The 14,461-nt window shown below is 59.4% G+C and carries 17 protein-coding genes; all 17 read right to left on the bottom strand.

Annotation, left to right across the window (positions count from 1 at the left end; all coding sequences use genetic code 11):
- Positions 1 to 7 precede the first annotated feature (7 nt).
- Entirely contained in the window at positions 8 to 277 is a 270-nt protein-coding gene (locus U5O12_RS02010; protein ID WP_322577022.1) for a hypothetical protein, read from the bottom strand.
- Positions 270 to 2,546 (bottom strand): MMPL family transporter, encoded by a 2,277-nt coding sequence (locus U5O12_RS02005; protein ID WP_322577021.1) that lies wholly within the window; start codon positions 2,544 to 2,546, stop codon positions 270 to 272. The genes U5O12_RS02010 and U5O12_RS02005 overlap by 8 nt, the downstream gene beginning before the upstream one ends.
- Before the next feature lie 43 nt (positions 2,547 to 2,589).
- Entirely contained in the window at positions 2,590 to 3,195 is a 606-nt protein-coding gene (locus U5O12_RS02000) for an outer membrane lipoprotein carrier protein LolA (RefSeq protein ID WP_322577020.1), read from the bottom strand.
- A complete protein-coding gene (locus U5O12_RS01995) occupies positions 3,192 to 3,608 on the bottom strand; it encodes an acyl-CoA thioesterase (protein ID WP_322577019.1) in 417 nt (138 codons plus the stop codon). The genes U5O12_RS02000 and U5O12_RS01995 overlap by 4 nt, the downstream gene beginning before the upstream one ends.
- Positions 3,598 to 5,145 carry an aromatic amino acid ammonia-lyase gene (locus tag U5O12_RS01990; RefSeq protein ID WP_322577018.1) on the bottom strand — a complete coding sequence of 516 codons (1,548 nt, stop codon included), beginning with the start codon at positions 5,143 to 5,145 and terminating at the stop codon, positions 3,598 to 3,600. Before U5O12_RS01990 ends, U5O12_RS01995 begins: the two co-directional genes overlap by 11 nt.
- Positions 5,126 to 5,995 (bottom strand): acyltransferase, encoded by an 870-nt coding sequence (locus tag U5O12_RS01985; RefSeq protein ID WP_322577017.1) that lies wholly within the window; start codon positions 5,993 to 5,995, stop codon positions 5,126 to 5,128. Before U5O12_RS01985 ends, U5O12_RS01990 begins: the two co-directional genes overlap by 20 nt.
- A gap of 77 nt (positions 5,996 to 6,072) precedes the next feature.
- Positions 6,073 to 6,819: a glycosyltransferase family 2 protein gene (locus tag U5O12_RS01980; protein WP_322577016.1), complete on the bottom strand. Its 747-nt coding sequence runs from the start codon at positions 6,817 to 6,819 to the stop codon at positions 6,073 to 6,075.
- A complete protein-coding gene (locus tag U5O12_RS01975; protein ID WP_322577015.1) occupies positions 6,816 to 8,423 on the bottom strand; it encodes an AMP-binding protein in 1,608 nt (535 codons plus the stop codon). Before U5O12_RS01975 ends, U5O12_RS01980 begins: the two co-directional genes overlap by 4 nt.
- 79 nt (positions 8,424 to 8,502) lie before the next feature.
- Positions 8,503 to 9,039: a hypothetical protein gene (locus U5O12_RS01970; RefSeq protein ID WP_322577014.1), complete on the bottom strand. Its 537-nt coding sequence runs from the start codon at positions 9,037 to 9,039 to the stop codon at positions 8,503 to 8,505.
- A gap of 5 nt (positions 9,040 to 9,044) precedes the next feature.
- Positions 9,045 to 9,299 carry an acyl carrier protein gene (locus U5O12_RS01965; RefSeq protein ID WP_322577013.1) on the bottom strand — a complete coding sequence of 85 codons (255 nt, stop codon included), beginning with the start codon at positions 9,297 to 9,299 and terminating at the stop codon, positions 9,045 to 9,047.
- A gap of 45 nt (positions 9,300 to 9,344) precedes the next feature.
- On the bottom strand, positions 9,345 to 9,605 hold the full coding sequence (locus U5O12_RS01960) for a phosphopantetheine-binding protein (RefSeq protein ID WP_322577012.1): 261 nt from the start codon (positions 9,603 to 9,605) through the stop codon (positions 9,345 to 9,347).
- Entirely contained in the window at positions 9,592 to 10,227 is a 636-nt protein-coding gene (locus U5O12_RS01955; RefSeq protein WP_322577011.1) for a lysophospholipid acyltransferase family protein, read from the bottom strand. Before U5O12_RS01955 ends, U5O12_RS01960 begins: the two co-directional genes overlap by 14 nt.
- Before the next feature lie 139 nt (positions 10,228 to 10,366).
- On the bottom strand, positions 10,367 to 11,077 hold the full coding sequence (locus U5O12_RS01950) for a beta-ketoacyl synthase chain length factor (RefSeq protein WP_322577010.1): 711 nt from the start codon (positions 11,075 to 11,077) through the stop codon (positions 10,367 to 10,369).
- A gap of 105 nt (positions 11,078 to 11,182) precedes the next feature.
- Positions 11,183 to 11,599: a hypothetical protein gene (locus U5O12_RS01945; RefSeq protein ID WP_322577009.1), complete on the bottom strand. Its 417-nt coding sequence runs from the start codon at positions 11,597 to 11,599 to the stop codon at positions 11,183 to 11,185.
- Positions 11,600 to 11,762: 163 nt separating this feature from the next.
- On the bottom strand, positions 11,763 to 11,939 hold the full coding sequence (locus U5O12_RS01940; protein ID WP_322577008.1) for a hypothetical protein: 177 nt from the start codon (positions 11,937 to 11,939) through the stop codon (positions 11,763 to 11,765).
- Positions 11,940 to 12,063: 124 nt separating this feature from the next.
- A complete protein-coding gene (gene lpxC, locus U5O12_RS01935; RefSeq protein WP_322577007.1) occupies positions 12,064 to 12,987 on the bottom strand; it encodes a UDP-3-O-acyl-N-acetylglucosamine deacetylase in 924 nt (307 codons plus the stop codon).
- Positions 12,988 to 13,208: 221 nt separating this feature from the next.
- Entirely contained in the window at positions 13,209 to 14,450 is a 1,242-nt protein-coding gene (ftsZ, locus tag U5O12_RS01930; RefSeq protein WP_322577006.1) for a cell division protein FtsZ, read from the bottom strand.
- Between the last annotated feature and the right edge of the window lie 11 nt (positions 14,451 to 14,461).

Below are 14,461 nucleotides of genomic sequence, written 5' to 3'. Positions count from 1 at the left end.
TCTCTATTCAGTGGACCCAGTTTCCGGCTCTGAGAATGCCGACGACCCCGACCAATATCCAGAACGTATTGAGCAGGGTGTACGCAGAGTCTCGGCGCGCACGAGAACACCAGGCCAGCATGACGGCATCAATGGTGTTGAAAATCCATACAAACATGAACGGGCTCTGAGGGCCCAGCCAGCTCACCAGACTGAAGCTGAAGATGCGCATCAGCACACCAATCATTTCGATGGTGCGGATATGGGTAAGTACAAATTTATTCAGGACATCAAGCATGAGAGGGGCTCACTGTTGGCACAGGGGGCGGAAAAGGTCGAAAGAAAGGTGTTAGCACCCAGACCAGCACCTCACCCAGCAGCATGGTGAGGCCAAAGGCACGCAAGGCCGGCGTGGCGGACAAGGCCAGCAGCCCGAAGGACAAGAGGGTGCTGACCCCGGCCAGTGCCACCGCCACCCAGGCGCTGCCATCTTCCGGGTGCTCCAAGAGGAAGATGCCATAGTCCACGCCCATGCCAAGCAGCAGCAGCAGGGCCAGTACGGTGAACAGCTGGATGGGCTGCCCCGTCCAGCCAAAGATAGCCAAAGTCATCAAACTGCCCAGCAAGGTAGGCATCCAGGCGCGCCACGCCTGGCGGCGAAAGCGCCACAGCAACACCAGCAGTACCGCGACATAGCCGACAGCCAGATAGCCCGCCATCACGAACCGGTAGCGCGCCATCAAACCGGATATCTGCTCCGTGCGATTCACCCACTGGACACCCTGCAGGCCAAGGGCGACGTCCGCCACCGTCCGCAGCTCCTTTGCGGGCAAGCCACGCAGCAGCATCACGCTATAGTGCTGCCCTTGGAAGGCCCCCAACCACTGGGCACGAATGGCTGCGGACACAGGACTGGCAAACCAGACCTCTGGCGACAGGGCATCCGAAGCCGAGGGTGCTGGCACGTGCGCCTGTCCGGTCGCGTCTTCGATGGCCTTCCAAGCCGCAGCATCCGCTTTCTGGGTCAATGCCCGGTTTTCCGCTTGCACAGCCAGCGCTGGTATCCAGTCAGATACCGCCCGGTACCCGCGCAGCGTGCCTTGTGCAACCAGGGGTTCCAGCTTCGCAGTCAATGCGGCCTCATGTATCAGCACCTGCTCGGCAGAATCCCCTTGAACCAGGAAAAACTGCGCGGGGCTGGGCAAACCTAGCAACTGGTTGATAGCGATCTGTTCCGTCAGCAAAGCCTTGGGGGCACTGTAGAGCTGCCGAATGTCATCCTGACTGTCCAGGCGGAGCAAGCCGACTACAGTTAGCAGAGAAATGACTGCAATGACAAGCGCTTGCCGCCCCCGAAACTGGAGGCGTGGCCACCGCTGCAAAATGTCAGCAACCTTGCTTGCGAAAGGCGTCTGAACCAAAGGGCCACGGTCCAGACTAGGAAACCAGCACAGCACCGTCAGGAACGCGGCGCACAAGCCCGTTGCAGAAAAGACTGCCATCTGCTGCAAACCCGGAAATGGAGCAATGCCCAAGGTGAGGTACGCAAGGACGCTGGTAGCCAAAGCCAAAAACAGGCCGGGGAGCAAAGCCCGCAACACGTTGTATTTTTGATGTTCGGCCTTGCCCTGGCGCGCAGAAAAATAGTGAAACCCATAGTCCTCAGCCACCCCCACCAGACTGGAGCCAAAGACCAGTGTCAGGAGATGCACCTTGTCAAACAGCAAGGCCGTGACACTAAGCGCCACAGCACAGCCCACCAGCAGGGAAAGCCCGACCAGCAGAATGGGCCGTATGGACCGGAACGCGAGCCACACTAGGAGCAAAACCGCCAGCAAAGACCCGAGGCCAATGGTCGACATCTCATCATTGGCTTGCGCTGCTGCAGCCTCAGCGTACAGAGGCACCCCGGCCGCCAGCACCCGCGAGTCCGGCAAGGCATGGGCAACCGCAAGACGGGCAAGGTTTAGGGCCTCCGTCAATGGCGCGGCCCCGCTCACCGCAAACGCAGCAGAGCGGCTTTCATACGGCATGAGAATCCACTCCTGCCCCTGGCCGTTCAGCCACAGATCACCATCACGCAAGCGAACGTCGCTCTCCCCTCCGCGAGCGATCCACCAGTCCTGCCAGGAGCCCAATGGGTCTTGGCGCCAGTCGGTCAACGAAGCACTTGCAGGCTGGTACAGTCGCATCAAGGCCATGGACTTCAGTTGCTCTGGCGTTGCGTCTTGCAGGCGCTGGCGTTGTCCCGGACTCAGCAGGCGATCGCGCCAAGGTTTGTAGAACGCCAGGGCGGCATCCACCGATCCGGCATTGAGTTCGGCAGGCTGAAGCAAGGCCGCCTGAGATGCCAGTGACTCACGCAAGACAGATGCCGCCTTACGGGTCTGAGCCCAATCTTTGGCTCCCACCAAAAGCACCAGCTGCCGACCATTCTCATCCGTGAGTTTTCGCGTGATGGCATCGATGACGGGTTGCTGCTCATCCGGCGGCAGCAAGGCGAGTACATCAGTATCGAGCCGGGACGATTGCCAGAAATGGAACTGATCCACCACAACAAGCAACATCAGGCCCGCCCATATCAAGGCCAGCCAACGAGAGACGACGGGTCTAGTCAGCAAAGTTCTTTACCTCATCAGGCGCCACTTCGGTAGCGGACTTGAGCTGACTGAACCGGATGGCAGTGACGTCCCCACTGCCATCTTCCAGCTTGACCTCTTGGACATAGCGGGCACCGCTGAGCTCAATGGCCCTGAATACCTTGGCCAATCCGGCATCGCGAGGCACCAGCTTGAGCTGCCACGCGTCGGCCCCCATCAAGCTCCCACTGATCTGGAACCGCTGGCTGAGCGCGCCCACATTGCCCGCCAGCACCGCAAACATCACCTCGTTCGCGATCAGCAGTCCGGGTTCTTTCTGGGCATCCATTTGATAGGTGGCTCCACCTTGTGTGCTCGTCATGCGGCGCCGACTCAGCACCAGGCGGGAGTCGAATGGCGTTAGCGTATGCCACACCACACCATGGTCACGCCACAATAAAAAATCGCCCCTGGACACCAGCGGCTGACGGAAGCCGACCAGCGTCTTCTTCTGCTCAAACTGCCCCCGAATCACCGGCGCATCAGCGAGGCGTGCCGCAATATCTGCAGACAGCTCTCCCGCATGCCCCAACAAGGCAACACCGGCCATGGCCAAGCACAGAAGCCAGCGCATCATGGCTGCACTCCCAGCTTGGTCCACAGTACTTGCGGGCAGACATATTGCATCTGGCGCGACGCAATCTCCAGGGCCACTTGGATGGTGTACGCCTTGTTGAGGCGCCGCCCCGTTGCCACATCAGAGATCACGTACTCGATGCGCAGGCGGTTTTCCCATTCCGTGATTTTCGCCTGGATTCTGATTTGCTGCCCGTACACCACCATGCCTGAATACTTCAGATGCAAATGGACAATCGGCCAGGCATAACCGGACTCCCGCATCTCCACATAGTCGTATCCGAACTTGGCCAGCAGTGCGCTACGCGCCACCTCCAGGTATTTGACGTAATTTCCATGCCAGACGATGTCCATGGGATCAAGGTCATGGAACGCCGGCGTCAGCGTAATCTCGTGACTCAGATCAGGCTTCATACAAGGCCCACTGTTCAGCCCGAATGCCTTGTACCAAGGCGCGCAACTCCGCGTCCAACGCCCGGTCTTCTTCCAGCAAGGGAATTTGCGCTTCGAGCGCACTCTGCATGCGCGCCAACGCAGGAGAAAGCGCCAAAGGCGAACCGATGTCCCTGCGCAGCGCAATGCCCTGGCGCGCCGCAATCAGCATGGATGCCAGCACCTGCTCGGAAAGCTCCAGCACACGCAGACAATCTCTTGCGGCAATGGTTCCCATGCTGACCTTGTCCTGGTTATGGCACTCCGTGGACCGGCTGAACACGGAGGCCGGCATAGTCTGCTTCAAGGCCTCTGCGGTCCAGGCCGACACACTGATCTGCAACGCCTTCAAACCATGGTTGATGGCAGCCCGAGGCCCCTTGGCCCCGGACAGATTGGACGGAAGTCCATGGTTGAAGCGCGTATCCACTAACAATGCCAGCTGGCGGTCCAGCAGGTCAGCCACGTTGGCAACCGCGTTCTTCAATCCATCCATGGCGAAGGCAATGTGTCCGCCATAGAAATGACCACCGTGGAGAACTCGCTCGTTTTCACCATCAATGATGGGGTTGTCGTTGGCACTATTGAGCTCGTTTTCAATCAGGGTCCGGAAGAATGGCAGAGTGTCCTGCAGCACCCCAATGACATGAGGAGCACAACGCAGCGAATACCGGTCCTGCAGACGCTGTTCATTGCGGTTGGGACGATCAGACGCCAGATCTTCGCGAATACGGGCGGCCACCATTTGCTGGCCGGCATGCGGTTTCACGGCAAACAGGGCTTCGTCGAAGTGGTGCGCATTACCGGCACTGGCCAACACATTCATGGCAGTGAGGCGCGTGGCCAGCTGGCACAGGTAGTTCGCTCGCTGCCACGCCAGACAAGCCATGGCAGTCATGACGGCAGTTCCGTTCATGATGGCCAAGCCCTCTTTAGGGCGCAGGCGCAGGGTCTGGATGCCCAGCAACTTGAGCACTTCGGCGGCAGGACGCACAGAGCCTTGGAAAAGGACATCCCGCTCGCCGCACAGTACCGCCGCCAGGTAAGACAGCGGCGTCAAATCTCCGCTAGCCCCCACCGACCCTTCCGCAGGAATGAGGGGCAGCACATCGTGCTGCAGCAAATGGGCAATCTGCTCCAGCAACCCCACGCTGACACCCGACATGCCCTGCGAAAGGGAGGCCAGACGTGCGGCTAACACAGCGCGTGTTTCTTCGGGGGTGAGGTAGCGCCCGGCACCGCAGCCATGGTAGGCATACAGATGGTGCGGAAGCTCGGGCACCAGATCGGGCGGGATGGTCACCGTGCACGAATCCCCGTAGCCTGTGGTGACGCCATAAATCACGCCATCCTCCGCCAACAAGCGATCCAGAAACTCTGCACCCTTGGCAATCCGCTTGCGAAAGTCTGGTGCATCAGACAACTGCCCGCCACGGCTGCGACGCGACAAATCCACCACGTCTTCAATGGAAAGGCGCTGCCCGTCAAAAACAACAGGGTCAAGGGAGTCGTATGTCATGAGATTGATCCCAAAAGGGGAAAAAGTTAAACCAGTCATAAGGGGATCGCACCAGCAAAGCCGTCAATGCGCGGGCATAGAGCGCCGCGTATTGCGCCATATGCGCCTGCCGCTGCCCGCGCGGCAAAACGACCTGCTCGGTCAGCAGCTCGAAATGCACGATGTAACCCCGGCCCGCGTGAATGCAACCCAAGAAATACAGCGGGCATTTGAGCAGGCTCGACAAAACATACGGCCCCACCGGAAAGGGGGCCTGCCGGCCCAAGAACTCGACATCTACCGTTTGGCTAGCGGTCACAGGAATCCGGTCACCAGCAATCACGACATATTCACCACGCGCCACTTTCTCGGACAGCACCAGAGATGTCGCGAGGTTGATGGTCTCTACTTCGATCAGATTGATGCTGTTGGCAGGATTGAGTTTCTGCAAGACGCGATTGAATTCGGTGGCGTGCTTAGTGTGCACGAGCACATTAAGCTTCAGCGCCTGACTGTGCTCGGCCATCGCCCGGCACAATTCAAGGCAGCCCATGTGTGCCACCACAATCACGCCGCCCAGTCGCTGTTGCGCAGCTTCGTACAAAGACTCCCGTCCCTCGGTCTGAACATGTTCAAAGCGGTAGCGCCCGGACACTGCAAGCAGCTTGTCGAGCAGGGTTTCGGCGAAGAGCAACAGGTGCTGCAGGCTGTCGCGCGCGCGCGGTGCGTGCCCCAGTGCCCCCGTACTCTGCTCCATGTGCTGTAAATACTCCATGGAGGCCCGCCGCACACGGGAATGCATGCACCACAGGGCAAACACCACGGGGTACAGGCACACCCGGAACGGCCAACGGCCGAACAGCCGGTGCACGCCGTACAGAAACCAGATGCCCCAGACAAACGTGCTCTCGCCAATATGCGCCCAATGCTGGCTTGGTACCCGTTTTGTCATCCGGTCCTTTGTCGCAGTTTGCGCATCACCAATGCAGGCGCACGGCACAGCATGCCGAGAAACAACATTGCATGCATCCGGCTGATCAACACGTTGTCCTGCAAGGCCCTGAAATGGGAAATGCCGCCCTGCGGGTACCGGACACGCGTGGGTTGGTTGACCACCGGCACGCCGCGCCAATACAGGCGTACGATGATTTCGGTATCAAAATCCATGCGCCGGCCGATGCGAACCTCATTCAGCAAGGCCACGGTGTTTGCCAAGGGATAGACCCGAAAGCCGCACATGGAGTCACGAATGTCAAAAGACAGGGTGTTGATCCATACCCAGACGTGGGTCAGGTAGCGGCCATACAAGCGCCCTTTGGGCACGGTGTTGTCATACACCGGGCAGCCACAGATCACGGCATCAGGTAGGGTCTGGGCCAGCGCAATGAAACGGGGAACGTCCTCCATTGCATGCTGGCCATCCGCATCCACCTGCAGCGCATGGGTAAATCCCTGCGCCCACGCGGCCTGCATGCCCGCAATCACCGCCGCACCCTTGCCGCCGTTGTGCGGCATGCGGACCAACCCCACATTCGCAGGTGCCCGCACATGCAAATCGTGCAGGATGGCAGCACACACCGGCTCACTGCCATCGTCCACCACGATGCAATGCACACCGTGGGCCTGCAAGCTGGCGACGACCGCCCCCACAGTTGCACCGTGGTTATATACGGGGACCACAACACACACTTTCACGGACGGGCTCCAAATACGATGCGCCCGGCTGCGTGCTGGCCCTCGGCAGATTGCAGCTTGAACTCCAGGCTCGAACGCTCGGGCAGAAACACGAAATACAGATCCACCACATCCCCTGGCGAAATCACACGCTGGAATTTGATAGTCTCCAAGCGCAAGAAATGGGGTGGCAATGAAAACAGCTTCTTTCCGTACGCAATCGCCCACTCCACCTGCGCAACACCCGGCAGGATAGGCATTTGGTGAAAGTGCCCCTCAAAGTAAGGTAAGCGTGCAGACACGGGGATACGCAGATGCGCGCGCAGAGGCTCACGCGCCATCAGCTGCGCCTGAGGATCACGGGGATCAAACAACTCGACCAAGGCAGACTGCGCTGTCTTGCCCTGGCTGTTCACAGGCAAAGCCCAGACATACCGCCACCGGCGCGGAATGGCAATGGTCTCCACCTGCCCCACTAGGCAGGCGTGCAAGGCCTGGTTGAGTGCCTGCTTGCCATGCAGCTGGATTTTTGCCCAGCCCTTTTCGTTCAGAATCGCAATACCGCCCAGGCCAACACGCTCACCAGGCAACAAGACGAGAGCCACACTGTCCAGGTAGCCCGACGCCATCAAGCTGCGTTCCAAGGCGGTCAGCGAAATACGCTTTTCCTCAATCTTGACCAGGCGATCTGCACGCCCAAGCAAAACAAACCCTTTGTGATGCAACTGGGCCTTGTCCGCAGATTGGAACCACGTCTTATCAGGCAAATGAGGTGAGCGCACCTGGAGAGCCTCGCCCTCTAATCGCACAGAAACGCCCGGCAGCGGCGTCCAGTACGCAGTGCCATTTGATTGGTTTTGGCGCCACGCAATCCCGCCTGTTTCCGAGCTTCCATAAATCTCAGTCGGCGTCCCGCCCATCAACGCATGGCATTGCCGTGCAGCCTCCTCGGGCAATGGCCCGCCCGACGAAAACACGGCGCGCAGGTTATGCTGCACAGATTTCCAATCCAGACCCACAGGCAAGCGCTTGAGATGGGCCGGGCTGGCAATCAACACCGCAGGCCGCAGCGTCAACTCAGCCACAACCGACTCGAGGTACGGCAGCCGCATAGCCAGCAATGGCCGCCCTGAAGCAAGCGGCCACAGCACATGGAACAGCAGGCCGTATATGTGTTGGTGCGACACGGTCGCCAGTACTGTGGCATCACCCAGATCTGAGTCCCACCTCTGCGCCAGAGTTGCCACTTCGGCATCGAGCTGGCGAAGATATTTGGGAATGGCAGATGGAGCCCCGTTGGAGCCGGATGTGTAAACCGTCAGCACCAGCGTGTCCAAGGCCAATGGGGCCCACGTGCATTCCGGAAAGCAGTCGACAGGGTGCAGGACGTTACCGGTATCAGTCGGGAAATCTCCGGCAAAACCATCTACGTCAATACGCAAACTCGCCAACGTTGCCGGCAAGTTATCCCCCGGCAAATACACCATCTTGCCGGCATGCCAAGCCCCCAAGAGGGCAGCAGAAAACTCTAGGCTATCGTCAAAGTACAGCGCCCATTTGCTCCCGGCTTGCGCCTCAAAGGTGGCGCGCCAGCCACCCACTTTGGACAAAAATTCCCGGTACAAGACAGGCGTATTACCTTGCCAAGCGACAAGGTGATCGCCGGGACGGCCTGCGGCCAGAAGTTCCGCAACATGCAAGAAACTAACCATGACGCGCCCTCACACGCCGCCGCACCAGCAACTCCGCAGCAAAGAGAACGCCCATCAGACCATAGGAAATCAAGCCGGTATACAAGGCCCAGATCGCCTCACTGGCCCACACCGCAGTGACCAGAGCAATGCTTCCATTGATGATGAAAAATGCACACCATACTTTCGTCACAGTACGGGTATAGGCGACGCCAGCGGCGTCCAAGTCCGGCTCCCGAATTCTTGCAATCCGTTCAATGGCCGTGGGAGTCTGGATCAAACTTGTCGCGAACACCACCAGCAGCAGCAAACTGACCAGCACGGGGTAGAGCTTCAAGGGCCAGATCTGGTTGCCCAACAAACTCACAAGAGACAATAACAATGCTCCGCCGGCGGCCATAAGCCAGACCTTGTCACGTGTTGTCAGGGCACGTGCAATCGCCATGCCCGCCAGCAACAAGGCCAGCCAGCGTGGCTCGGCATGCCCCAGCCCCCAATACACCATCAGGGGATACAGCAGGGTAACAACACTCAGAAGCACTGCACGCATGCAGCTCAGGTCGTCGGGTCGTTAAGGAGGCCATACACCGTTTCCACCACGTCGTGCAGTGTGCGCACCGACTTGAAGGCATCAGGTTGCAGGCGCTTGCCCAGCAAGGGGCGCAACTGGACAATCATGTCCACCGCGTCAATGCTGTCCACATCCAGATCTTCATAGAGCCTTGCTTCCAGATGGATTTTCTCGGAGGGCACGTCAAAAGTATCCTGGAGGATGGTGCGGAGGCGCTCAAATAGTTCCTGTTTCGTCATAAGTGTCTCGTGTCTTTGGGACCGTGCGTTGCGAGTTGGGTTTATTTAGCGTGTCCGGGCGGATGCAACAAAGGCAGCCAAAGCATGCACACTCGCAAAATGAGAGCGGGTTTCTGCGGAGTCTGCAGAAAGGCTGATACCGTAGCGCTTCTGCAGAGCCAGCCCCAACTCCAGTGCGTCAATGGAGTCAAGTCCCAGGCCATCCACAAACAAGGCGGCGGAGGTGTCAATGTCCTCCGGCCGGATGTCCTCGAGATTCAGCGTTTCAATGATGATCTCTTTCAACTCTTGTTCAAGCAAGGCCATGGTTCAAATCGCTTCCCGAAAAATAGTTTGTCAAAAAATGGGTTAATCGCCGCGCTGCCAGCGCATCGCCGGGTCCTTCATCCAGGAAGGACTGAATATCAATGTCGTCACATACGTCGATCACAAAATGCGCCCGCGCACTGGGCACCTGCCACCAAGCAAGCCCTTTGGTCAGGGTTCTGGGGGCGCAATGAATGCGCACCGGCGTAATGTCCCGCCCCCCGCGCACGGCAACATTTGCGGCCCCTCTTTGCAAGGTGATTTTGCCGTCTACACCCGTGCGCGTCCCCTCAGGGAAGATAATCAAATTGCTGCCCTGCCGCAAGGAATGTATGCAGTCCTCCACCATGCCAGCACCGGAATCATTGCAGATGTAGTTTGCCGCCCTGACGGGCCCACGCGTAAATGGATTGCGTGCCAACGTACTTTTGACAATGCAATCGGCATTGGGCAGTAGAGAGATCAGAAACACCACATCAATCAGCGTCGGGTGGTTCGCCAACACCAGCAACCCCGTGCGATTCAGGCGTTCCTGCCCGCGGATTTCAAAACTCATAACGCCCAGGGCAGCCATCCACCATACAAACCAGCGGAAGGTCCGCTGCACCGCATTGCGTGCCATGCGGGACTCCTGCTGGCGACTGAGCCAGAAGCAGTGCTTCAAGGCCGGAAAGTACATCAGCCTCAGCAACAAGCCTCCCAGACCAAAGGTGGCAAATGCAAGCCCTGTCGCAAATACCCGCCAAGCACGTCCGCATTGACTACGCATGCCGCGTCCAAAGGCAACGACCCACACGCAGCTCGGCCTGAGCGGAAGACGTGACAAACTTGAGGATTGCAAGATCCGTGGCTTCAGCCGCCTCAGACGCTGGATTTTCAGACCATTCCAGGGAAATGCCTTGCTGCGTGACAGGCACAAGTCTGCAAGCCCAAGCCCGCGGAAAAAGGACCTGACCTGCGTAGGCCTGATACACGCCAGGCAAAGGCTCTTCATACACAACGACCATCACTGCAGGGGCGCCATCCGCCAAGTGCCCGATGGCCTCCGTAAATGCGGAGGACACAGTAGCATCTCCCGCTGCAATGGCAAGATAGTTTGCCGTGTCTCCGCGCGCGATGGAGTACAACGCACCAATGGCGTTATGTACCGACACACTGAAAGATGCGGGAGACAGCCCGTCACCGGCACTCAACGTTTGCAGCAAATCGGCCGCGCGCTGCATGTCCCCATAACGCGACGCAAAAATGACAGGCTCACCCGTTGTGTCACCTTGGCACCAATAGGCGACCTGCAACGCAGCGCGTCCCAGACGCTCGACTCTGCGCCGCATCATCGCCGGCATCTCTTCAAGGGAAGGCTTGCCGTCAGAAGGCAGCGGACTGGGATTCGCAAGCCAGGCTCGCCATGCAGCCTGGTCTACCAAGCCAGGCGCCCAAGCAGCCCATTCATCCACCGAGAATAAATTTACCATGGCCCACGCTGTAGCAGATGCCGCCCGGAGGGAATACCCTTCCGACCGACCTCTACAGCCTCTCGTTTTAAATCACCGCGCCAGAAACTGCTGCGGCGTGCGACATCAGAGCTTCAAGAACTCAATACGGATCGCATCATTCAGATCCTTGACCCACTTGTTGTAGTTGGGGTGGATCTCCATCTGTCCTGCGCGCTCTTCGGCGTTCATATTCACGCTGGCCTTGTAACGGATGGAGTACTTGTCGCCAGCAGTACTGATCTGGACCGAGATGGTGTGCTTGTCGCGAACCACCAAGGTTGCCGACAGAGCCGAGCCTGCATCGGCAACGATGGTCCAGCCCTTGGCTGCGCTCGCCAATTTGATGGCCTGTGTGATGGCTTCTGCGGACGGCGTTTTGCCAGATGCGCTGGTGATGGCCACATTTTCGAAATTGACCACCGGCACCGATTGCCGGGCCATGGCAGCGCCAGACATCAATACCAGAGAAACCGCGAGCGAAGTAAACAACTTGAATAACATACCCATCCCTTATTCCGTGAATATTTTTTAGAATCCGTGCCGGTGAGACGGGCTACCAAACCCAAAGCCTGCCTGCCTGCCTGCCTGCCAGCCTGCCTGCCTGCCTGCCTGCACCCAGAAAATATAACCCAAGAATCACCATTTCCTAGGGGCCCTGCGGTACTTAGGCTACCCGCTCCAGGATGAGTACGGCGAAAAATCCCCCTGCCGCCAACAGGGTCCATTTCAACGTGACCCAGCCATAGTGCTTAAACCGGGGGTTACCACTGCCCACATAAAAGGCAAAACACACAGCCGCACCCAGCAGGCACAACAGAATCAGCCAGCGGAGCAGCAGCATGCGCCTAGCTCGGGTGGACGACTCGCAGTCGGGCCGCCACAAGGCGAGTGAGCTCCCGGTGTGTAGCGCCCCCTACGGTAGGAGGGCAGCAACCCGTGCAATGGCGGAGTGTGAGCGACATATTTCACCAGGCCCGCACAGGCAGGGCAAAACCCACTGGGGCTTGCTTCACGTCCTCAAACGTCACAACTTCCCAGCATTCAGGGTGGGCCTGCAGTTCGCGCAAGAGCTTGTTGTTCAGCGCGTGGCCGGAGCGGCGAGCACTGTAGGCCGCCAGCAAGGGCTTTCCCACAATATAGAGATCGCCCATGGCGTCCAGGATCTTGTGTTTGACGAATTCGTCGTCGTACCGCAGCCCGTCGGCATTGAGCACCTTGTAGTCGTCCATCACGATAGCGTTGTCCAGCCCACCACCAAGGGCCAGGCCGTTGGAGCGCATCATTTCCACGTCTTTGGTGAAACCAAAGGTGCGGGCGCGCGCAATGTCGCGTGAGTAGGAGCCGGTGCTCAGGTCAAACTCCACGCGCTGTCCGGTGGAGTCGACAGCCGGGTGGTTGAAGTCAATCTCAAAACTCAGCTTATAGCCGTGGTACGGGTCCAGGCGCGCCCACTTCTCGTTGGCACCCTCGCCTTCGCGCACCTCCACCGGCTTGGTGAGGCGGATGAAGCGACGCGGTGCGTTTTGCATCTCAATGCCCGCACTTTGCAGCAGGAACACAAAGGAGGCGGCAGAGCCATCGAGGATAGGAATCTCCTCGGCGGTAATGTCCACAAACAGGTTATCAACCCCCAGGCCAGCGCAGGCTGACATCAGGTGTTCCACCGTGTGCACCTTGGCATTGCCACAGGACAGCGTTGACGCCAGGCGCGTATCGGTCACCGACTCGGCCGAGACCACAATGTCCGGCGCATTGGGCAAATCCACGCGGCGAAACACAATGCCCGTATCTGGCGCAGCCGGGCGCAGCGTGATTTCCACACGCTGGCCGCTGTGCAGGCCCACGCCAACGGCGCGGGTCAGGGATTTGAGGGTTCGTTGTTTCAGCACCGGTCTATTGTAAAAGTAGCGCAAAAAGGCCTCCGAAGCGCGTGTATTCCGCCAGAAACACCGTGGACCTGGCTAGGCCGGGCCACAGGTGTTGCCCCCTGCAAAGGGGAAAGCGGCCACACGCAAACGATGCCAAGGTTTCCCCGCCGGGCCGCCCCAAGGGGAAACGCGCCCCTTTGGGGGGGCAGCGACCCGCGCAGCGGCGGAGCGTGGGGGCACTATTAGTCCGCTTGCTTGCGCAGGAACGCGGGGATTTCGTAGTCGTCCATGCCACCGCTGGACAGTGCGTCCACCTTGGCTGCAGCTTGCGTGCGGTTGGTACGCCATACGCTGGGCGTGGCCATGCTGCCGTAATCGGGCTGGCTGGCCGCGTGGCCGGTGCCGCCCAGAGCCGCTGCCGCGCCAGAAGGCTGGGCAATGGTGTTGAGGGTAGGCACATGGAAAGGCACGTTGTCGGTACCTGTGCGCAACACTTGCAGCGGAGGCGCGGTGCGGCGTGCGCCCTGGCGGCTCAGGCCAGTGGCGACCACGGTCACACGGATTTCTTCGCCCAGCGAGTCGTCGTATGCAGTGCCGTAAATCACATGCGCATCCGGCGATGCGTAGGCGCGGATGGTGTTCATGGCCAGCTTGGACTCGGACAGCTTCAAGCTGCCCTTGGCGGCAGTGATCAACACCAGCACGCCTTTGGCACCCGACAGGTCAATGCCTTCCAGTAGGGGGCAAGCTACTGCCTGTTCAGCGGCAATACGGGCGCGGTCCGGGCCCTTGGCCACCGCAGTGCCCATCATGGCCTTGCCGGGTTCGCCCATGACGGTGCGCACGTCTTCAAAGTCGACGTTCACATGGCCAGGCACATTGATGATTTCGGCGATACCGCCTACGGCGTTTTTCAGCACATCGTTGGCATGGGCAAACGCTTCGTCCTGGCTCACGTCGTCACCCAGCACTTCGAGCAGCTTTTCGTTGAGCACCACAATCAGCGAATCCACATTGGCTTCAAGTTCGGACAAGCCGGCATCGGCATTGCTCATGCGGCGGCCACCTTCGAAGTCGAAGGGCTTAGTCACCACCCCCACGGTCAGAATGCCCATTTCCTTAGCCACGCGTGCAATCACGGGAGCAGCGCCGGTACCGGTGCCGCCGCCCATGCCGGCGGTGATGAACAACATATGGGCACCTTCGATGGCCGTGCGGATGTCAGCCTCGGCCTGCTCTGCGGCGTCACGGCCCTTGTCCGGCTTGCTGCCAGCACCCAGACCGCTGCCACCCAGCTGGATGGTCTTGTGCGCGGTGCTGCGCGAGAGCGCCTGCGCGTCGGTGTTGGCGCAGATGAATTCCACGCCGCCCACGGCGGTCTGGATCATGTGCTCGACCGCGTTGCCGCCGCCGCCGCCCACGCCGATGACCTTGATTTGGGTGCCTTGGTTAAACGCTTCTTCTTCGATCATTTCGATGGCCATGTTGTTACTCC

The organism is Rhodoferax sp. (assembly GCF_034519335.1).
Classification (GTDB): domain Bacteria; phylum Pseudomonadota; class Gammaproteobacteria; order Burkholderiales; family Burkholderiaceae_C; genus Allorhodoferax.
The sequence above is the reverse complement of the archived record's forward strand: the minus strand, read 5'-3'. Positions and strand labels throughout refer to the sequence as shown.